This window comes from Streptococcus sp. A22 (assembly GCF_043674215.1).
Taxonomy (GTDB): Bacteria; Bacillota; Bacilli; order Lactobacillales; family Streptococcaceae; genus Streptococcus; species Streptococcus suis_V.
In genome coordinates, this window is record NZ_JBIMJQ010000006.1 from 66461 (window position 1) to 84312 (window position 17852).

Here is a 17852-nt window from a genome sequence, read left to right on the forward strand (position 1 = left end):
TTGCATGAGAATACAGGTCCTAAAAATGAAGTAGGAGTTGCATGACTGCCCAGAAAATTAGTAGAATTGCTATCTTAGCCAGCCTTTGCATAGCACTTCGATTTACCTTTTTTCCTTTTGCTAATATCAAGCCCATTACAGCTATATTTTTAGTCACCAGCCTTTTTTTGCCCATGGCAGATGCTTTCTTCATCATGGCTTTGACCATGGTTGGGACGGCTATTTATATGGGGTTTGGGATAGTTGTTTTGTGGCAGATTCTCAGTTTTGCAGCTATCATGCTAGTGTGGAAATGGGTATGGTCCGGCCTGCGGTTGAGCTCTTGGAATTCAGTCCTCATACCTATGTTGTTAGCTGCTGTAGTCACCTTTCTATATGGATTGGTCATTAGTCTTCTGTCAGCCCTACAATTTGGGGTCAATCCATGGGTCTATTGGCTAAATGGCTTAAGTTTTGATGTGGCCCATGCAGTATCAACTGCCTTATTTTACCCAATTATTGACGGGATTTTTCGGAGGTTTATAAAATGAAACGGTTACTAAGAATTTGTGTTAGTGTCCTATCTGTCTTGGTTTTGCTAGGGTGTTCGACAACGAGTAACCAGCCTACAGCTAGCAGTCAGGTAGAGGAAACTAGTCAGCCACTTGAGGCCACTTTGAGGATTACGACTGATGGTCAGAATTCTACCAAAAATGTCCGATTTGAAGCTAGTGATTCTGTCATGGATGTCCTGGAAGAGTACCACGATATCGAGGAAGAAAACGGCATGGTTACGGTCATCGACGGAAAAAGTCAGGATCCAGCCAGCAATACCTACTGGATGTATAAGGTCAATGGTAGCTTGGCAGAAAAAGGTGCTGCAGAACAAATTCTACAAGAAGGCGACGATGTTGAATTCTACCTTGAAAGCTTTCAATAAACTCAAATAGCTAGAGCACTTAAACAAACTAGGTCAGAGGATTGCCTCTGGCTTTTTATATGCTTTGAAAAACAAATTATAGTTGTGAAAATGGTCAATTGACATTCCTGATTTTGCAGAGAAATAGGCCGGTATATTTTATTAAAATTGAGTGAACAGAATAATGTTCCTTATTTTTGAATCTGCTTGGCTATTCTCTCGTTTTTTGATGAAACTATGCTATAATAGAAATAATATACAGCATAGAACTTGTTTTTTATAGGAGGACCAATGAAGATTGATAAACGGCATTTGCTGAACTATTCTATTCTCTTGCCCTATCTGATTCTTTCAGTGATCGGCTTGATTATTGTCTATTCAACAACCAGTGCCCTACAAATACAAAAGGGCGGAAATCCTTTTAGCATGGTCATTAGCCAGGGACTTTTCTGGATTCTGAGTTTGGTAGCCATGTTTATCATCTACCGGATGAAATTGACGGTCCTGAAGAAGAAGGGGCTGATTCGCTTCTTTCTCCTCTTAGAAGTAGCCATGTTGGTCGCGTCGCGTTTCTTTGATCCGGTCAATGGTGCCCACGGTTGGATTCGCTTGGGACCGGGGGGAATCATCGGTCTCCAGCCGGCGGAATACTTGAAATTATTGATTGTCTGGTACCTGGCGGCACGATTTTCCGCTATGCAGAGGGATATCCAGGTCTATGATTACCAGGCCTTGATTAAGGGAAGCTGGATGCCCAAGGCCTTTAATGATTGGCGGATTGTCAGCCTGTTTTTCCTGGGGTTGGTAGCCAGCCTACCCGATTTGGGGAATGCTACGATTGTTGTTTTGATTATTTTGGTCATGGTAACGGTCAGTGGTGTGGCTTATCGCTGGTTCTCAACAGTCCTGATGGGCTTGGTCCTGGGAGCAACCATTTTGTTGGGCTCCATTCGGATTTTAGGGGTTGATTTGGTGGCACGGATTCCCGTCTTTGGCTATATTGCCCGTCGCTTCTCAGCCTACTTCAATCCCTTTGAAAACGCGACAGAATCAGGTTTGCAGCTGACCAATTCTTACTACGCCATGAGTAATGGCGGTTGGCTGGGCAGAGGCTTGGGAAATTCTATTGAGAAAAATGGCTATCTGCCAGAAGCCCATACAGACTTTGTCTTTTCCATTGTCATCGAAGAATTAGGCTTTGTCGGAGCCTCCCTGATTCTCGCCCTCTTATTCTTTTTGATATTGAGAATTATTGTGGTGGGTATCCGGGCTAGACGCCCCTTCAATTCCATGATGGCTTTGGGAGTAGCAGGGATGATGCTGATTCAGACCTTTGTCAATGTCGGTGGTATTTCCGGCTTGATTCCTGCTACGGGAGTGACCTTCCCCTTCCTATCACAAGGGGGGAATAGCTTGTTGGTTATTTCTATAGGAATTGCCTTTGTTTTAAATGTTGATGCAAATGAGAAACGGGAGCTCTGGGAAGAGGAAATAGAGCAGACTATGGCTAAAACAGAAAGTTAGGGAGAAATATGAAAATTCAGAAGTTAGAAAACTACAACAACAAGGATGCTATCAAGGAAGAAGTTGCTATCCTGACCACTATCCTTGAAGAGGTAGCTGGACAGATGATGTCTGCAGATACCTTTCAGAAGATTTTGGAGCTTTCTCAGCTCTCACATGAGGATGATTACCAGGCCTTGATTGATATTATCGGCCAGTTAGACAATGACGAATTGGCTGTGATTTCTCGCTATTTCGCTATCTTACCTCTCTTGATTAACATCTCTGAAGATGTGGACTTGGCCTATGAAATCAACCATCAAAATAATATTGGTCATGATTATCTAGGAAAAATTTCCACAACAATTGATATGGTGTCCAAACATGAAGATGCGGCTGAAATCCTTGAAAAACTCAATGTCGTTCCTGTCTTGACGGCCCACCCAACTCAGGTTCAACGCCAGTCCATGCTGGATTTGACCAAGCATATCCACGAATTGCTCCGTCGTTACCGCGATGTCAAATTGGGCTTGATGAACCGGACCAAGTGGGAAGACCAACTGCGTCTTTATATCGAAATCATCATGCAGACGGATATGACACGGGAGAAGAAACTCAAGGTTACCAATGAAATTACCAATGTCATGGAGTATTACAATTCCTCCTTCATTAAGGCAGTGACCAAGCTCCAAGGAGAGTACAAGCGTCTGGCTGCCGAGAAGGGCATTGAGTTGGATAATCCGCGTCCTATTACCATGGGTATGTGGATTGGTGGTGATCGTGACGGAAACCCATTTGTGACGGCCGAAACCTTGAAATTATCAGCCCTGACCCAGTGCCAAGTGATTATGAACTATTACGATGAGCAGCTTTACAAGCTCTACCGTAATTTCTCACTGTCGACCACTATTGTCAAGGTCAGTCCGGCAGTTCAGCAATTGGCTGATTTGTCACAGGATCAGTCTGTCTATCGTGAAAACGAACCCTACCGCCGTGCCTTCCATTATATCCAGATGAAGTTGGCAAACACGCGTGATTACCTCGTGCACAACAAACCAACTGATGATCGCTATGAAAACGTTGCTGCTTTCAAGGCTGACCTGCTGGCTATCAAGAAATCCCTGAAAGAAAATAAAACAGCGGCACTGATTAAGGGAGATTTGACAGAGATTTTAGAAGCGATTGAAGCCTTCGGCTTCTACTTGGCCAGCATCGACATGCGTCAGGATTCATCTATCTTAGAAGCAAGTGTAGCAGAGCTCCTAGCATCTGCACGGATCGTTGAAGATTATTCAAGCCTGTCAGAAGAGGCTAAGTGCCATGTGCTCCTCAAACAATTGGAAACAGACCCACGCATCCTGTCAGCAACCCATGTAGCCAAGTCAGAGCAGTTGGAAAAAGAGTTGGCAATCTTTGCTACAGCGCGTGAACTCAAGGATAAGCTAGGTGAAGAGGTCATCAAACAGCACATCATTTCCCACTCAGAGAGCGTATCAGACTTGCTAGAATTGGCAGTCTTGCTCAAGGAGGTTGGTCTGGTTGATGTCGACAAGGCCCGTGTTCAGATTGTTCCACTCTTTGAAACCATTGAAGATTTGGACAATGCTGCTGCTACCATGCGAGATTATCTGAAATTAGACCTGGCCAAACGCTGGATTGCTGGCAATAAATATTACCAGGAAATCATGTTGGGCTATTCGGATTCCAATAAAGACGGTGGTTATCTGTCATCAGGCTGGACCCTCTACAAGGCCCAGAATGAATTGACCCAAATCGGTCAAGAAAATGGTGTCAAGATTACCTTCTTCCATGGCCGCGGTGGTACGGTTGGTCGTGGTGGTGGTCCATCATATGATGCCATTACCTCCCAGCCATTCGGTTCTATCAAAGACCGTATCCGTTTGACCGAGCAGGGCGAGGTGATTGGTAATAAATATGGTAACAAGGACGCAGCTTACTACAATCTGGAAATGCTGGTGTCTGCAACGCTGGATCGTATGGTAACGCAGATGATTACGGATCCGGATGAAATTGGTAGTTACCGTGAAACCATGGATGAGATTGTGGCGGATAGCTATACTATTTACCGCGACCTGGTCTTCAATAATCCTCGTTTCTACGATTACTTCTTTGCCGCGACGCCAATCCGTGAGATTTCCAGTTTGAATATCGGTTCTCGTCCAGCAGCCCGTAAGACCATTACTGAAATCGGTGGGCTCCGTGCCATTCCTTGGGTATTCTCGTGGTCACAAAACCGTGTCATGCTGCCAGGTTGGTATGGTGTTGGTTCTAGTTTCAAACGCTATATTGACAAGGCGCCTGAAAATCTAGCTAAACTACAAAAAATGTACGAGAGCTGGCCTTTCTTCCGTTCACTCTTGTCAAATGTAGACATGGTCTTATCTAAATCCAACATGAACATCGCCTTTGAATACGCCAAAATGTGTGAGACAGAGGAAGTTCGCAATATCTTCCATGCCATTTTAGATGAGTGGCAGCTGACTAAAGACATGATTTTGTCTATTGAGCAACATGAAGAGTTGCTAGACGAACTGCCTTTCCTCAAGGCCAGTCTGGACTACCGCATGCCTTACTTCAATATTCTTAACTATATCCAAATCGAGCTCATTAACCGCCTCCGTCGTGGGGAGCTCAGCAAGGAGCAGGAAAGCCTGATTCACATCACCATTAACGGTGTGGCGACAGGCCTCCGAAATTCAGGATAAGAGACGAAAACAACTTCTGCGGAGGTTGTTTTTTGCTTGTCAAAAAATGTATAATGGGTATAGAAAAGTTGTGTAACCGATTGCAGATTCATTCGTTATATTAGTGAAGGGAGGGGAGCAGTATCAAACTAGATGATTATGAAAAAGAAGTCATTGCTATAGCTGAGGAAATTTCCTACTATCTGCAACAGTCAGGCGCCAATCCTGCAGATAGCCAGGATATTGCCCAGGATGTCCTGGTCAAAATTCTCACCTCCGATATTGTCCTTCCTTTCGAAAAACTAAGAGCCTGGCTTTACCGCTCAGCAATTCGGACTTACATTGACAAATACAGGAGAGACAAACATTATCATGACATCTTACAGAAGGAATTTTTCCACCAAAATGGTTGGACAAAATTTGACGACAGGTCTTATGAGCCGCTCTATCGGGCAATAGCAGAGCTGCCGAGCAAGTATCAGCTAGTCTTGGACCTCTACTATTTTCAGGAGATGACAACCAAGGAGATTGCCAAAATTTTAGGTTAATCTCAAAGCTTAGTTAAAATCAATCTCCACAGAGGACGGAAACAATTGGCCAAGACCTTGACAGAAAAGGGGTATCACTATGAAGACTTTTGAAATTGCAACCAAGAAGAGTAGAAGGAAACACCTGCTAAAAACAATCAGCTTATCCCTGCTCATTGGTTTTGTTTTCCTTTTTATTGGTTCTTGGATGGTTAAAATGATTTACGGTGCACGCATTAATAGCGAGCGAGAACGGTACAATTTGCTGACAGAAATCGCCTATCCCAACATTCGCCATGATGGGATAAAAATACAAGAAACGGGATTTTTTTCAGGTAAAATCTACTATAATTTGAGCAAGGATATAGCTGGTGTCCCTATTTCTTTTGGTCAAAGGGAAGTCTACTTTACCCTCTTTAGTATGCACTATGACCCTACTTAGAACTCCCCAGGGGCTAGTTTAGATTTTCTCTATGATTATTCAAGCAATACCAAGCTTCCCACTTTTACGGAATGTGGAGAAAAAGAATCAGCTCAAATATCTTAAGGACATGGACGGTCAGCTGGTAGAAGTTGCCATTCGATTTGATAAGAAGTACACACTGGGTCAGATTAAGCAGATGATTCCAGAAAATCTTAAGCAAAATTGGTACTGGATTGGGACCTGTCACAGGGACCGTACCTTGGTGACCCCGGATGAGCTGTTCGGCTTCAAAGAGCAGAGTATGAGAAGTTTTCCAGCTGATATTCCAGCAGAACACCAGGTGGAGTTCAAGTCTGGTATTCAGATGATGAAGAAATATATTGAACTCTCAAAAAAAGATAAGGGAAGTTTTGACCGATTTCCTCTCAATGATGTAGAAGACTACATTGCTAAATTCGGCGATACAGACTTCACCAAGCAGGAGGAAATTGACAAGCTAGAATTTGCTGGTGTCATCCTGACAGGACCGGCAGAAAACTTTGTTTCCTTAGAAAATCAAACTTGGATTGCATCCTCAAGCATCGGTGCTTCCATCCAAAATCAGCCCTATTATCAGCTCTACATGGAATAAATCACAAAAAAAATAGAAAATGCTTGCATTTCTGCTACAATTTGATAGAATAGTAAGGTAAAGTTAGACCGTATTGCCTACTGTCTATCTATAAAATATATTTTATTGGAGGCTTTTACCAAAATGGCAAAAGAAAAATACGATCGTAGTAAACCACACGTTAACATTGGTACAATTGGACACGTTGACCACGGTAAAACTACTTTGACTGCAGCTATCACAACTGTATTGGCACGTCGCTTGCCTTCATCAGTTAACCAACCTAAAGACTATGCGTCTATCGATGCTGCTCCAGAAGAGCGCGAGCGCGGTATCACAATCAACACTGCACACGTTGAGTACGAAACTGAAAAACGTCACTACGCTCACATCGACGCTCCAGGACACGCGGACTACGTTAAAAACATGATCACTGGTGCCGCTCAGATGGACGGTGCGATCCTTGTAGTAGCTTCTACTGACGGTCCAATGCCACAAACTCGTGAGCACATCCTTCTTTCACGTCAGGTTGGTGTTAAACACCTTATCGTCTTCATGAACAAAGTTGACTTGGTAGACGACGAAGAATTGCTTGAGTTGGTTGAAATGGAAATCCGTGACCTTCTTTCAGAATACGATTTCCCAGGTGACGATCTTCCAGTTATCCAAGGTTCAGCTCTTAAAGCCCTTGAAGGTGATGCTAAGTACGAAGACATCGTTATGGAATTGATGAACACAGTTGATGAGTACATTCCAGAACCAGAACGCGATACTGACAAGCCATTGCTTCTTCCAGTCGAGGACGTATTCTCAATCACTGGTCGTGGTACTGTAGCTTCAGGACGTATCGACCGTGGTACTGTTCGTGTCAACGATGAAATCGAAATCGTTGGTCTTCAAGAAGAAAAATCTAAAGCAGTTGTAACTGGTGTTGAAATGTTCCGTAAACAACTTGACGAAGGTCTTGCCGGCGATAACGTTGGTGTGCTTCTTCGTGGTGTTCAACGTGATGAAATCGAACGTGGTCAAGTTATCTCTAAACCAGGTTCTATCAACCCACACACTAAATTCAAAGGTGAAGTTTACATCCTTACTAAAGAAGAAGGTGGACGTCACACTCCATTCTTCGACAACTACCGTCCACAGTTCTACTTCCGTACAACTGACGTAACTGGTTCAATCAAATTGCCAGAAGGTACTGAAATGGTAATGCCTGGTGATAACGTTACTATCGACGTTGAATTGATCCACCCAATCGCCGTTGAACAAGGTACTACTTTCTCTATCCGTGAAGGTGGACGTACTGTTGGTTCAGGTATGGTTACAGAAATCGAAGCTTAATTCGATTGAGTTCCCAGAAATAACAATTATAGTCAGACAACTAAATTGTAACTCTCTACTTTCGGGTAGAGAGTTTTTCTGTAAGTATTCATAAAATGCACGGAAATGCTTTATCCTTGCCTGATTTTATGCTATAATGGGCTTTGTAAAATAAAAAAGAAGAGGTATGTGAAATGTCACGTAAACCAATCATTGCAGGAAACTGGAAAATGAACAAAAATCCTCAAGAAGCACAAGCTTTCGTTGAGGCTATTGCAGGCAAATTGCCTGCTGGCGACAAAATTGAAGCAGCTATCGCAGCTCCAGCTGTAGATTTGAACGCTCTTTTGTGGTTCGCTAAAGATTCTGAATTGAAAGTTGCTGCTCAAAACTGCTACTTTGAAGATGCTGGCGCCTTCACTGGTGAAACTTCTCCAAAAGTATTGGCTGAAATGGGAGTTAACTATGTGGTTATTGGTCACTCAGAGCGCCGTGATTACTTCCATGAAACGGATGAAGATATCAACAAGAAAGCACACGCTATCTTCCGTAATGGTTTGACACCAATCATCTGTTGTGGTGAGTCACTTGAAACTTACGAAGCTGGTAAAGCAGTTGAATTCGTAGGTGCTCAAGTTTCTGCAGCCTTGAAAGACTTGACTGCTGAGCAAGTTGCATCACTTGTTATTGCTTATGAGCCAATCTGGGCAATCGGTACTGGTAAATCAGCTACTAAAGATGATGCACAAAACATGTGTAAAGCTGTTCGTGACGTTGTTGCTGCTGACTTTGGTCAAGAAGTGGCAGACAAGGTTCGTGTTCAATATGGTGGTTCTGTAAACCCATCAAACGTTGCTGAATACATGGCTTGTCCAGACGTTGACGGTGCCCTTGTTGGTGGTGCTTCACTTGAAGCTGAAAGCTTCTTGGCATTATTAAATTTTTAATAAAATAAAAAATAGGATTTCCTACGACGTGATGGTGGGAAATCCTATTTTTATTATTTGGGTGTAATGTTGAATTTTCTTCGTAGAGAATTTGCCTTCGTCCCAAGAATATCATCAAGAATCTGTGATCTTAGAGTTAGGTAGCCGTAAGTAAGAACACCAATACCAGATAAGAGCACTAGTTTAATCAACATGGTTAGTTTTCCAGTACCGATTAGGAATAAATCCAGACCAATTCTCCCAAGGAAGACAAGTGTTCCCATTAGGATTGTGGCAAATAGAACTTGGATAAGGTGTTTTATGAGTAGGCTTTGATCAAGTCCCACCAACTGGTGGATACGGTGATACATAAGAATGATGGCGGTTAAGGTAGCCAAACTAGTTGCTGCAAGTGGACCATTTGAATGAAATAGGTAGATGAATGGAATCTGTAAAATAAGTTTTACGATGAAACCAATAAGGAAGTAACTAATCGCTCGTTTGCCTTCGAAAAATGCTAATAGAGTTGGTGATAAAAGTCCATACACGGATAAGAATAATGTCTGAATTAGTGCATGGTTGAATAATTGCAGGGCGATCGATTCCGGTTGGGAATAGAAAATAGTATACAGTTCATTTGAAAGGAGCAGGGCACCAGTAAGAGCTGGGATGATGAATAGATTCATCAATTTTATATTGTGTTGCAATAAACTAGCAGAAGCTTCGTGATCTTTTTTCAAGAAATTAGCTGTTAAAAGTGGGATGCTAATACCACCTATTGAATTGACAATTGAAATTAAAATCATGACAATTTTATTGGGATTGGCCGACATATAGGAGTAGAGAACCATTAACCGTTTGACATCAAAGTTTGTTACGGATTCCATCACTCGTATATAGGTCATTTGATCAATCAACTGGTAGGCTTGGATAGCAGATCCGATAATGATAAATGGAATAGCTTCTTTAAAGGTTTCAATTACTAAGGATGTAACATCAATTTCCAATGTGGACGTTTTTGGTTTTTTTAGAAGGTGAAAAAGTCCTTCTTTTTTTAGGAAATAAAGCAATACGATAACACTGGCGACCATACCAATAAATGCTGCCAATGTTGATTGCATAACTGCAACTTTATAGTCTCCATTGCCTACCTGCATAATCATATATGTGGTCAGTAACATCCAGATGACGCGAATAATTTGTTCCCAAATTTGACTAAGTGCATTTGGTTTCAAATTGGCATAGCCCTGAAATATCCCACGAATCGTTGACATTGCTGGGAATACAAGGACTGAAAGGCATAGACTATGGAGAATTGGAACTAAATCGTGCCCGAGTCCCATACCTTCAGATAATAGTGGAGAAGTGAAGTACATCAAGGTGGAAAAGAAGAGGCCAGAGACAACCATTAGTTTCAAAAAGCCATTTATCAATGCTGCAATTGTTTCGGTTTGATTCTGTACACTGTAGCGCGCAATTTGTTTAGAAAGCGCGACATTGATACCTGATGTTGAAAAAAGTAGGATAGTCGCATAGATATTATACCCCATGGAAAAGAGGGCATTGGCTTCATTTGCAAACTGACCCATCCAATAAAACCATGGAATGATATAAAGTGCTCCGAGCAATCTACTAATAAAATCACTGATTGTGGACCAAAAAGTTCCACGGAGCATTTGATCTTTTTGTGTAAGTTGTTTTTGTGTTTGTGACATGTGTTTTCTCAAAATTTCTACTAGGGGTTACAAGCGTCGCAATAGTTTTTTGACCAATCGATAGAAGTGATACTTATAGGGTCTAGGCAAGTAAGTAAAAACACCAGGTGTTCTCATGATATAGCCATTAAAATTCTGTTTAAAACGTAGGACGCCGTCTTTACCGTCAAACTGACCGCTAAAACAAAGAAAATTATACGTTTGGCAACCGCGTTTTATGGCTTCCAACATGACGAATTCTTGTAAAAGGGAAGGTGCAGGAAAATGACAAAATTCAGGAGAGGATCCGCTATGTAAATAGTAGGCTTCCTTGTCGAGATAAGCGAAAAGTCCTACTGCTAGTGGGGTCACTCCATTTCCATGTTTCTCAATAATACGATTGACCTCTTCAATAGTTTCTTTGATTTTACGAAGTTGCTCGTTAAGATTAGCTAGTTTACTTTTTTGTTTTTTTCCGGTTGGGGTAGCACCAAAATCAGATATGATTTGGTTTTGGTGCTGTTCATAGTCTGCTTTTTCGTTTAATAATATGTTGAGGTATTCTTGAAAATCGATTGAGGCGCTTAGGAATGAGGCATCTTCTCCGAAGGCATCAAAAATACAGTGGTAATACTCTAGATCCTTGTCTAAAAAGCCGTTTCGTTCGGCTGTTTCATTAGTGATCGCTTTAAAAAGTTCTAACCGTTCTTTTGGCAATTTTTCAATCTGAATTCCCATCCCTCTAGCTTTTTTTACTAGCTGTTGACCGTTTTTGTTAAAGGAAGGCAGCAGGGTTTTAGAATCAAGTTGAGAAAGGTCCTTAAGGTAGTACCAATCGCCACTATCAAATCCTCTCTGCAAACCCGAGTGTGTGTAACCAATGCTAGTCAGTTGTTCGATGAAGAGATCATTTGGTTCAGAAGTTGGTGTACCTTGACTGTCAAAGTATTGATATGGGATATAGGGTTTGACAACCAATTCAATCACATTGTTTGTTTTTGCAAAATCCTGGAGTTGTTTAAAAAAATCGTGCAAGTAGGCGCTGTCGGTTACAATGGGACCATTGTGTAGCTCCATTAGTTGTTTAAAAAAATCGTGCAAGTAGGCGCTGTCGGTTACAATGGGACCATTGTGTAGCTCCATTCGATAGCCACCTGCAATTGGCTGACTGTACACAATCGCAGAAATCTGTATCTCCTTTTCGACTACGTAGGCAAGAATTTGTACCCTATATCCCCTTTTCCGTAAATGAGTCGCCATTTGGGGTGATTGTTCGTAAAATTGACGATTCGCTTTTTTGATATGTTCCTGGAACAATTCGTCAGTTATTAGCTCTAAAGACATAGGAGTCCTCCTAGATTTATCAATATCGACCTAAAACTTTCTTGACAACTTGAATGAGACTGTGCTTAAGTGGATTTGGATAGTACATGAATACTCCGGGTGTACGTTTAATATAGCCGTTAAAATTCTGCTTAAATCGTAGCACACCATCGCTTCCATCAAACTGTCCACTTATCCCTAAGAAGTTATAGGACTGGCATCCGCGCTTGATAGCTTCAAGCATTACATGTTCTTGAAGTATTGCTGGCGCATAGAATTTATTAAATTCAGGATAGGAACCACTATTGAGATAGTAGGCTTCCTTTTTTAGGTAGACAAAAAGGCTTGCACAAAGTGGGACATCTTGTTGCCCATATTTTTCTATCATGTTTCGTGCTTCTTCTTTACGGATTTCAAATGTTTCATACTGACTCTTGAGTTCGCGTAATTGATTTTGCTTTTTTTCTGAAGTTGGATTTTGGAGCAGGTCAGCTTGGAGTTGATCGATCTTGCCTGATAGCCCCCCTTGTTCTCGAGCCAAATTGTCTAAATAGTTCTTGAAATTCAAGCTAGCGACAAGAAACTCTGCCTTATCACCGAAACTATCATATAGGTACTCATAATATTCTAACGGTTTGTCATTAAAATCTCGTCTATCGGAAGTTGCAACTGTTATTTTTTGGAAAAGTGCCAATTGATCCCGCTCTAACTTACGAATGGAGATGCCAAATGTTTTAGCTTTCTTTATGAGTGGCTTCCCTTTCTTACTAAAAGATTGAAATAGATTTTCTTGAGTTAGACCGGTCAAATCTTTGATGTAGTACCAATCCCCTGTAGAATAGCCGACATGTAATCCTTGATGATGGTAACCAATAGAGGTTAATTGGTCAATGATGGTATGATTGATGTCCGTAGTTGGATTGCCATTGGTATCAAATTCCTGGAGGGACTGGTAGGGTTTTACCTTGAGTTCAATTGCCTGCATTTTTTTTGCGAAGTGTTGTAACCCCTTATAAAAATCCTGAAGATAGGTTTCATCAGTACAAATAGGTCCATTGTGAAGTTCCATATGGAGTCCACCAGCAATTGGAGTGCTAAATAAGATAGCGGATACTTTCAAATCTCCTTCTACTTCATAACCTAGGATGGTCACTTCATAGCCCCGCTTTTTTAACAGACTGGCCATTTCTGGAGATTGCTCAAAAAGTTGGGATTTTGCTTGATCAATGTGGGCTTGAAATTCTTGTTCAGTGATTACTCTTAATGTCATAGTTTTCCTTTATTTTCTGCCTAAAATAGTTTTTAAGGAGCGAATGAGTTTATATTTTATAGGATGTGGGTAGTAACGAAAGGTTCCCATTTTTCGTATGATTGTCCCATTAAAGTTTTGTTTGAAACGGAGAACGCCATCGGAGCCATCAAATTCTCCACGAATGCCTAAAAGGTTGTAGAAAGGGATATTTTTATCTAGGGCTTTTCGCATAGCGAATTCTTGAAGGGCAACAGGGGCATAAAAAGCATTGAATTCTGTCAGTGAACCGCTGAAGAGATAGACAAGTTCATGGTCGGTATAGACGAAAAGGCTGGCTGCTAGATCGATATCAGCTTCGCCATACTGGTCAATCCATTTCAAGGCTTCTTCTTTGCGGGTTTCAAAGCTCATTACCTGGCTGGTCAACTCGCGGTGCTCGTTTTGTTTTTTTCTAGAATTTGAATTCTTATCTAGTTCTTCTTGGACAGCATCCAATTTTTGTTGGACCTGCTTTTGGCTATCTTCCAAGTGTTGGAGATAGACGCGGAAGTTAATGCTAGCCATAGTGAAGGCAGCCTTTTCGCCAAAGGCATCGAAAAAGTCTTGGTAATAGTCTAGAGATTTATCTGGATATTCTCTTCTTTCTGAGGTGGCGGAAGTGATGGCTTTGAATCGTTCCAGTTGGTCTCTGTCCAACTCACGGATCGTTAGTCCAAAACTATTGGTTTTCTTGACGAGTGTTTTTCCTTTCTTACTAAAGGACGCAAACAAGCTATCTTGAGTCAAGGTTGACAGGTCTTTTACATAGTGCCAGTCTGGTTCTCCTCCTGGATAACCTGTCAAAAGTCCGTCGTGTAAGAATCCGTTGTCGGTCAAGTCTTTGATACGATCTGGCTGTTCAGGCCCAGTAGCCTTTCCGTCGCTGTCAAAGGTTTGGTAGCTGTCATAGGGTTTGACTAAGACTTGCAAGGCACCGCGTTCTTTGGCATAGGTTTTGAGCAAGCGGTAGAAGTGGTGCAAGTATGCCGGGTCTTGGCAAACAGGTCCAGAATTAATTTCCAGATGGAGGCCACCGGTCATCGGAATTGCATAGATAATAGCAGATACAAGAGTTTGCCCTTTGTCAGTCAGGCCGATATAGCGAACATCCATGCCACGTCTTCTTAGGAGTTCAGCCATCTCCTCCGTTTGCATGAATGAACGCTGTGAAACTTGATTGGCATGTTTCTGATAATCTACTAAATTCAGTTCAATTAGCTGCATTAGTGTCGGTTCCTTAATTGTTTTCGGATTGTATAGACGGTGGTTGTTAATTTGTAGAGGAAGCGATTTACTGGGACGGTAAATTCCCCAAGATACTCTTCAATGAGAGGGTTGAATTTTGATTTAAAACTAAAGAGCCCACCATCTAGTTGGTTTTCAATCCCTCCCATATTTTGCCATGAGGCACCGCGATTAAACGCCTGTCTTGCTGTTTCATACCAAGTCAGAATGGCAGGTTGGTAACGGCGGTATTCTTCATCCATTCCAGCATAGAGATTGTCAGAAGTTGGGCCAAAATCAACTGAAAGTGTTGCAGCAAGAGAGGCAAGGTGATGCCCCTCAGCTAATTTCTTTTCCAGGAAAGCCAGTTCTTCTAATGTTTTTTCTGTATCTTCACTATTTTGGGATCGCTTACCTGGCTTAGTCTTTTCTGTAAATTTAAGAGCTTCCTGTGTCAATTTCTCTTTTTGAGCAAGGAGTGTGCTATAACGTTTATCTAAATCCAACTGCGTAATGGTTATAAAGGAATGTTCTGGATAGGTTGTCAGTATTTTTTCATAATAAGCTTTATCTCTCAGAGAGATAGATTTGCGTTTCTCAGTTTTTTTCATGAGTGCAGCAAATTCATCTAGCCATTCGACGCCTCCAACTTGAACTACAAGTCCTTTATTCAAGGATGTGCGAATGGTTTGGCGTGTGCTTTTCGACAGAGTTTCGTCGGAAAAGTAGTCCCTGTGGATATTAGCTTGAAAACGGGGTTGGATACTTTGTGCCATATCCTGAGTCCGTCCTGTCCATTCAGCACCTGCCTTGTGGAGAATGGCTAGTTGTGCAAGGGTTGTAGGGTTTTCTTCAACTTCATGTCCAATTTTGTACTGTTTGAGTAGGAGGGCTGGGTCAAATTTAATGAAGAGGGCTCGCTTGATTTTGCCGAATTTTTTTAGAGAAGCAAGGACAAATTGAACCAAGTCTTGGTTTGAGTAGTCCATAATCGGACCACGTGGAATATAGAGCATGCTAAGGCCAGCAGGTAAGGGGCGGATTAGGACAGAAGCAACGGCCACTAAACTGTCATCTTGGTAGAATCCCAAGCGCTCATTTCCCCAGTTGTCCTTAATCTTTGCCCAGGAGCTGCTTTGCAGGAGGTTGACCTGTTCATGGATTTTTACAAATTGATCGTGTTCCTCGGCGGAGATGCCGATTTTATATGTAAACATTAGTCTAATACCCACTCTCTAAGGGCGTAGGCAACGCCCGATTCGTCATTTGATTTGGTAATGTACTTGGCGATTTTTTTCAATTCGGAATTACCGTTTTCCATGACAACAGGACTGCCAACCACCTCTAGCATAGAGCGGTCGTTTTCCTGGTCGCCGATGGCCATGGTCTGATCCATAGTCAGGCCTAATTTAGCAGCCAGCTGAATAATAGCTTGGCCCTTATTGACTGTCTTAGGTGTGATTTCTAAGTAAAATGGAGCTGATTTTGCGACATTGTACTTATCTGTCAGGTTGCTAGGTAGTTGTGGAATAGCAGCATCTAGTACTTCAGCCTCATCGACCATCATGCATTTGATGATTTCCTTGCCCACCATTTCCTCTGAGGTTCTATAAAAGACCGGCGAGCTCACCAACATGGCCTCATAGACAGTGTACTTGCCGATATTGCGGTTAGCAGTGTACATGCCTTCCTTGGTGCTGGCATGCATAGGCAAGTTGAGCTTGCGGGCAGCCAGTTCAATATCCAAATAATCATCGTATGAAAGCGTGTCTTTGACAATATCCTCGCCGGTAGCTGCATCCTGGACTAAGCCACCGTTGAAGGTGATTACGTAATCACCAGCCTCTGTCAGGTTGAGCTGGTCTAGGATTGCACGGACACCAGAAATAGGTCGTCCTGTGGCGATAACAATTTTGACACCTGCTTTTTTAGCATCCTGAATAGCCTGGAAGACCTCAGGTGTGATTTCGTGTTGGCTGTTTAGGAGGGTGCCGTCGATGTCGATAGCAACTAGTTTAATGGTCATGTTGGTCTCCAATTACAAATTGATCATTGTGAACATGGCTGATAAATGCCGCTGTTTGTTGGGAGAAAATCCCAGACTCATCCAGCATTTCCTTGGGGAAATAGAAACGGCTGTCTCCATGAATGGTTCCAGATAGGGCAGCGACGATAGGAGATAGGGCAGATAGTTCTACCAAAATCTCATCCTTGCGGTGGATTTCAATCTGGGTCCGTTTTTTCTCGGCATTGGGCCTGTAGATATCGTAAGGCAGGTCAAAATTATGGTGGATAGCTGTATAGTATTCGGGGTCAAAGCCTACATCGGCCACCAGGCTGCGAAGAGAGTCTAATTGAGCCTCTTGCTCGGTCTTAAAGGTAATGGACTTGAAGACCTTACGATTGATATAGCGCTGGGCCAGGTCCGACAAAATGCGGTCTGGTCCGTCAACCCAAGACTGGAAGTAGGTATTCATAACCCCGTCGTCCAAGGACAAGTAGTCTGCTAGGGTAATGCGATGTTCGAAAAATGGCAGCAGTCGTGGAGAGGTTCTGGCAAAGAAATCCTGCTCGCTAGTATAGAGCAATTTAGCACGGTTGAGCAGGTTTTGCAGCAGGACCTCCATAGAGCGACTGGCTGGGTGGAAGTAGACCTGCATATACATCTGGTAACGGCTGAGGACATAGTCTTCCACCGCATGCATCCCCGACTCCTTAAAGGCAATGCCATTTTCAGTCGGACGAATAACTCGGAGAATGCGGGTCAAATCGAATTCCCCATAGTTGGTTCCTGTGAAGTAGGAATCCCGCAGGAGGTAGTCCATTCTGTCCACATCAATCTGGCTGGAAATCAGCTGGACCACCTGTTTATTGGGATAGGTATGGTTGATAACGCTGGCTACTTTATCTGGAAAATCAGGGGATACCTGCCTCAGAATGCTGTTTATTTCTGTTTCTGGACTGCTAATGATGGAGCAGGTCATTTCCTCATGGTCGGTATCAAAGAGGCGCTCAAAAGTGTGGGAATAAGCCCCGTGGCCCACATCATGCAAGAGAGCAGCCACCATGGTCAGGAGAGAATCAGACGGGTCCCAGAGTTCGGCATACTTGTCTTCAAATTTTTGGGTAATCCGTCTGGCAATTTCGTAGGCACCGAGACAGTGGGAAAAACGGCTGTGCTCACCACCATGGAAGGTATAGGAAGTGGTTCCCAATTGCTTGATGCGGCGCAGTCGTTGAAATTCCTTGCTGTTAATTAGTTTGTAGATAAGTTCATGGTCCACATGGACGTAGTTATGAACCGGATCACGAAAAACTTTTTCAATCATAACCTTCATTATAGCAAAAAAATAGATTTTTTTCTTCAATTTGAGACACTACAAGGATATTGAGATGTACCCCGGTGC

Annotated in this window: 15 protein-coding genes and 1 pseudogene; 9 read left to right on the top strand and 7 right to left on the bottom strand. The window is 42.5% G+C overall.

The window, feature by feature from the left end; all coding sequences use genetic code 11:
* Positions 1-41: 41 nt before the first annotated feature.
* From ACHBHN_RS03840 to tpiA, 9 genes and pseudogenes are all read left to right on the top strand, one after another.
* Positions 42-530 (top strand): hypothetical protein, encoded by a 489-nt coding sequence (locus ACHBHN_RS03840; RefSeq protein WP_172062282.1) that lies wholly within the window; start codon positions 42-44, stop codon positions 528-530.
* On the top strand, positions 527-919 hold the full coding sequence (locus tag ACHBHN_RS03845) for a DUF4430 domain-containing protein (RefSeq protein WP_394733635.1): 393 nt from the start codon (positions 527-529) through the stop codon (positions 917-919). The genes ACHBHN_RS03840 and ACHBHN_RS03845 overlap by 4 nt, the downstream gene beginning before the upstream one ends.
* Before the next feature lie 270 nt (positions 920-1189).
* Positions 1190-2422 (top strand): FtsW/RodA/SpoVE family cell cycle protein, encoded by a 1233-nt coding sequence (locus ACHBHN_RS03850; protein WP_172067573.1) that lies wholly within the window; start codon positions 1190-1192, stop codon positions 2420-2422.
* A gap of 8 nt (positions 2423-2430) precedes the next feature.
* On the top strand, positions 2431-5127 hold the full coding sequence (gene ppc, locus ACHBHN_RS03855; RefSeq protein ID WP_394733636.1) for a phosphoenolpyruvate carboxylase: 2697 nt from the start codon (positions 2431-2433) through the stop codon (positions 5125-5127).
* Positions 5128-5249: 122 nt separating this feature from the next.
* Positions 5250-5747, top strand: a pseudogene (locus ACHBHN_RS03860) (RNA polymerase sigma factor).
* Positions 5734-6075, top strand: coding sequence for a sigma factor regulator N-terminal domain-containing protein (locus tag ACHBHN_RS03865; protein ID WP_238595427.1), 342 nt, complete (start codon positions 5734-5736; stop codon positions 6073-6075). The pseudogene ACHBHN_RS03860 and the gene ACHBHN_RS03865 overlap by 14 nt, the downstream one beginning before the upstream one ends.
* Positions 6076-6106: 31 nt before the next feature.
* On the top strand, positions 6107-6688 hold the full coding sequence (locus ACHBHN_RS03870; protein ID WP_394733637.1) for an anti sigma factor C-terminal domain-containing protein: 582 nt from the start codon (positions 6107-6109) through the stop codon (positions 6686-6688).
* Positions 6689-6811: 123 nt separating this feature from the next.
* Positions 6812-8008: an elongation factor Tu gene (gene tuf / locus ACHBHN_RS03875; RefSeq protein WP_024531546.1), complete on the top strand. Its 1197-nt coding sequence runs from the start codon at positions 6812-6814 to the stop codon at positions 8006-8008.
* Positions 8009-8181: 173 nt separating this feature from the next.
* On the top strand, positions 8182-8934 hold the full coding sequence (gene tpiA, locus ACHBHN_RS03880; RefSeq protein ID WP_004298713.1) for a triose-phosphate isomerase: 753 nt from the start codon (positions 8182-8184) through the stop codon (positions 8932-8934).
* Between the two features lie 53 nt (positions 8935-8987).
* Here tpiA and ACHBHN_RS03885 read toward each other — a convergent pair whose 3' ends face one another.
* The 7 genes from ACHBHN_RS03885 to ACHBHN_RS03915 are packed head-to-tail and all read right to left on the bottom strand — an operon-like array spanning position 8988 to position 17774.
* Complete coding sequence (locus tag ACHBHN_RS03885) at positions 8988-10628, bottom strand: oligosaccharide flippase family protein (RefSeq protein ID WP_394733638.1); 1641 nt, start codon at positions 10626-10628, stop codon at positions 8988-8990.
* A 27-nt stretch (positions 10629-10655) separates the two neighbouring features.
* On the bottom strand, positions 10656-11951 hold the full coding sequence (locus ACHBHN_RS03890) for a peptidoglycan bridge formation glycyltransferase FemA/FemB family protein (protein WP_394733639.1): 1296 nt from the start codon (positions 11949-11951) through the stop codon (positions 10656-10658).
* A gap of 19 nt (positions 11952-11970) precedes the next feature.
* Positions 11971-13200: an aminoacyltransferase gene (locus ACHBHN_RS03895; RefSeq protein ID WP_105123095.1), complete on the bottom strand. Its 1230-nt coding sequence runs from the start codon at positions 13198-13200 to the stop codon at positions 11971-11973.
* A 9-nt stretch (positions 13201-13209) separates the two neighbouring features.
* Positions 13210-14445 carry an aminoacyltransferase gene (locus tag ACHBHN_RS03900; protein WP_394733640.1) on the bottom strand — a complete coding sequence of 412 codons (1236 nt, stop codon included), beginning with the start codon at positions 14443-14445 and terminating at the stop codon, positions 13210-13212.
* Positions 14445-15662, bottom strand: coding sequence for an aminoacyltransferase (locus tag ACHBHN_RS03905; RefSeq protein WP_394733641.1), 1218 nt, complete (start codon positions 15660-15662; stop codon positions 14445-14447). Before ACHBHN_RS03905 ends, ACHBHN_RS03900 begins: the two co-directional genes overlap by 1 nt.
* Positions 15662-16471, bottom strand: a complete 810-nt coding sequence (gene yidA / locus ACHBHN_RS03910; RefSeq protein ID WP_105123098.1) for a sugar-phosphatase — start codon at positions 16469-16471, stop codon at positions 15662-15664. The genes ACHBHN_RS03905 and yidA overlap by 1 nt, the downstream gene beginning before the upstream one ends.
* Positions 16461-17774: an HD domain-containing protein gene (locus ACHBHN_RS03915; protein WP_394731689.1), complete on the bottom strand. Its 1314-nt coding sequence runs from the start codon at positions 17772-17774 to the stop codon at positions 16461-16463. The genes yidA and ACHBHN_RS03915 overlap by 11 nt, the downstream gene beginning before the upstream one ends.
* Between the last annotated feature and the right edge of the window lie 78 nt (positions 17775-17852).

What these genes read in the sequence shown, in the direction of transcription:
- ACHBHN_RS03840 (WP_172062282.1), top strand. Translation starts at nt 42, where the DNA reads ATGACTGCCCAGAAAATTAGTAGAATTGCTATCTTAGCCAGCCTTTGC.
- ACHBHN_RS03845 (WP_394733635.1), top strand. Translation starts at nt 527, where the DNA reads ATGAAACGGTTACTAAGAATTTGTGTTAGTGTCCTATCTGTCTTGGTT.
- ACHBHN_RS03865 (WP_238595427.1), top strand. Translation starts at nt 5,734, where the DNA reads ATGAAGACTTTTGAAATTGCAACCAAGAAGAGTAGAAGGAAACACCTG.
- ACHBHN_RS03905 (WP_394733641.1), bottom strand. Translation starts at nt 15,662, where the DNA reads ATGTTTACATATAAAATCGGCATCTCCGCCGAGGAACACGATCAATTT.
- tuf (WP_024531546.1), top strand. Translation starts at nt 6,812, where the DNA reads ATGGCAAAAGAAAAATACGATCGTAGTAAACCACACGTTAACATTGGT.
- ACHBHN_RS03895 (WP_105123095.1), bottom strand. Translation starts at nt 13,200, where the DNA reads ATGACATTAAGAGTAATCACTGAACAAGAATTTCAAGCCCACATTGAT.
- ACHBHN_RS03915 (WP_394731689.1), bottom strand. Translation starts at nt 17,774, where the DNA reads ATGATTGAAAAAGTTTTTCGTGATCCGGTTCATAACTACGTCCATGTG.
- ACHBHN_RS03870 (WP_394733637.1), top strand. Translation starts at nt 6,107, where the DNA reads ATGATTATTCAAGCAATACCAAGCTTCCCACTTTTACGGAATGTGGAG.
- ACHBHN_RS03900 (WP_394733640.1), bottom strand. Translation starts at nt 14,445, where the DNA reads ATGCAGCTAATTGAACTGAATTTAGTAGATTATCAGAAACATGCCAAT.
- ppc (WP_394733636.1), top strand. Translation starts at nt 2,431, where the DNA reads ATGAAAATTCAGAAGTTAGAAAACTACAACAACAAGGATGCTATCAAG.
- tpiA (WP_004298713.1), top strand. Translation starts at nt 8,182, where the DNA reads ATGTCACGTAAACCAATCATTGCAGGAAACTGGAAAATGAACAAAAAT.
- ACHBHN_RS03890 (WP_394733639.1), bottom strand. Translation starts at nt 11,951, where the DNA reads ATGTCTTTAGAGCTAATAACTGACGAATTGTTCCAGGAACATATCAAA.
- yidA (WP_105123098.1), bottom strand. Translation starts at nt 16,471, where the DNA reads ATGACCATTAAACTAGTTGCTATCGACATCGACGGCACCCTCCTAAAC.
- ACHBHN_RS03850 (WP_172067573.1), top strand. Translation starts at nt 1,190, where the DNA reads ATGAAGATTGATAAACGGCATTTGCTGAACTATTCTATTCTCTTGCCC.
- ACHBHN_RS03885 (WP_394733638.1), bottom strand. Translation starts at nt 10,628, where the DNA reads ATGTCACAAACACAAAAACAACTTACACAAAAAGATCAAATGCTCCGT.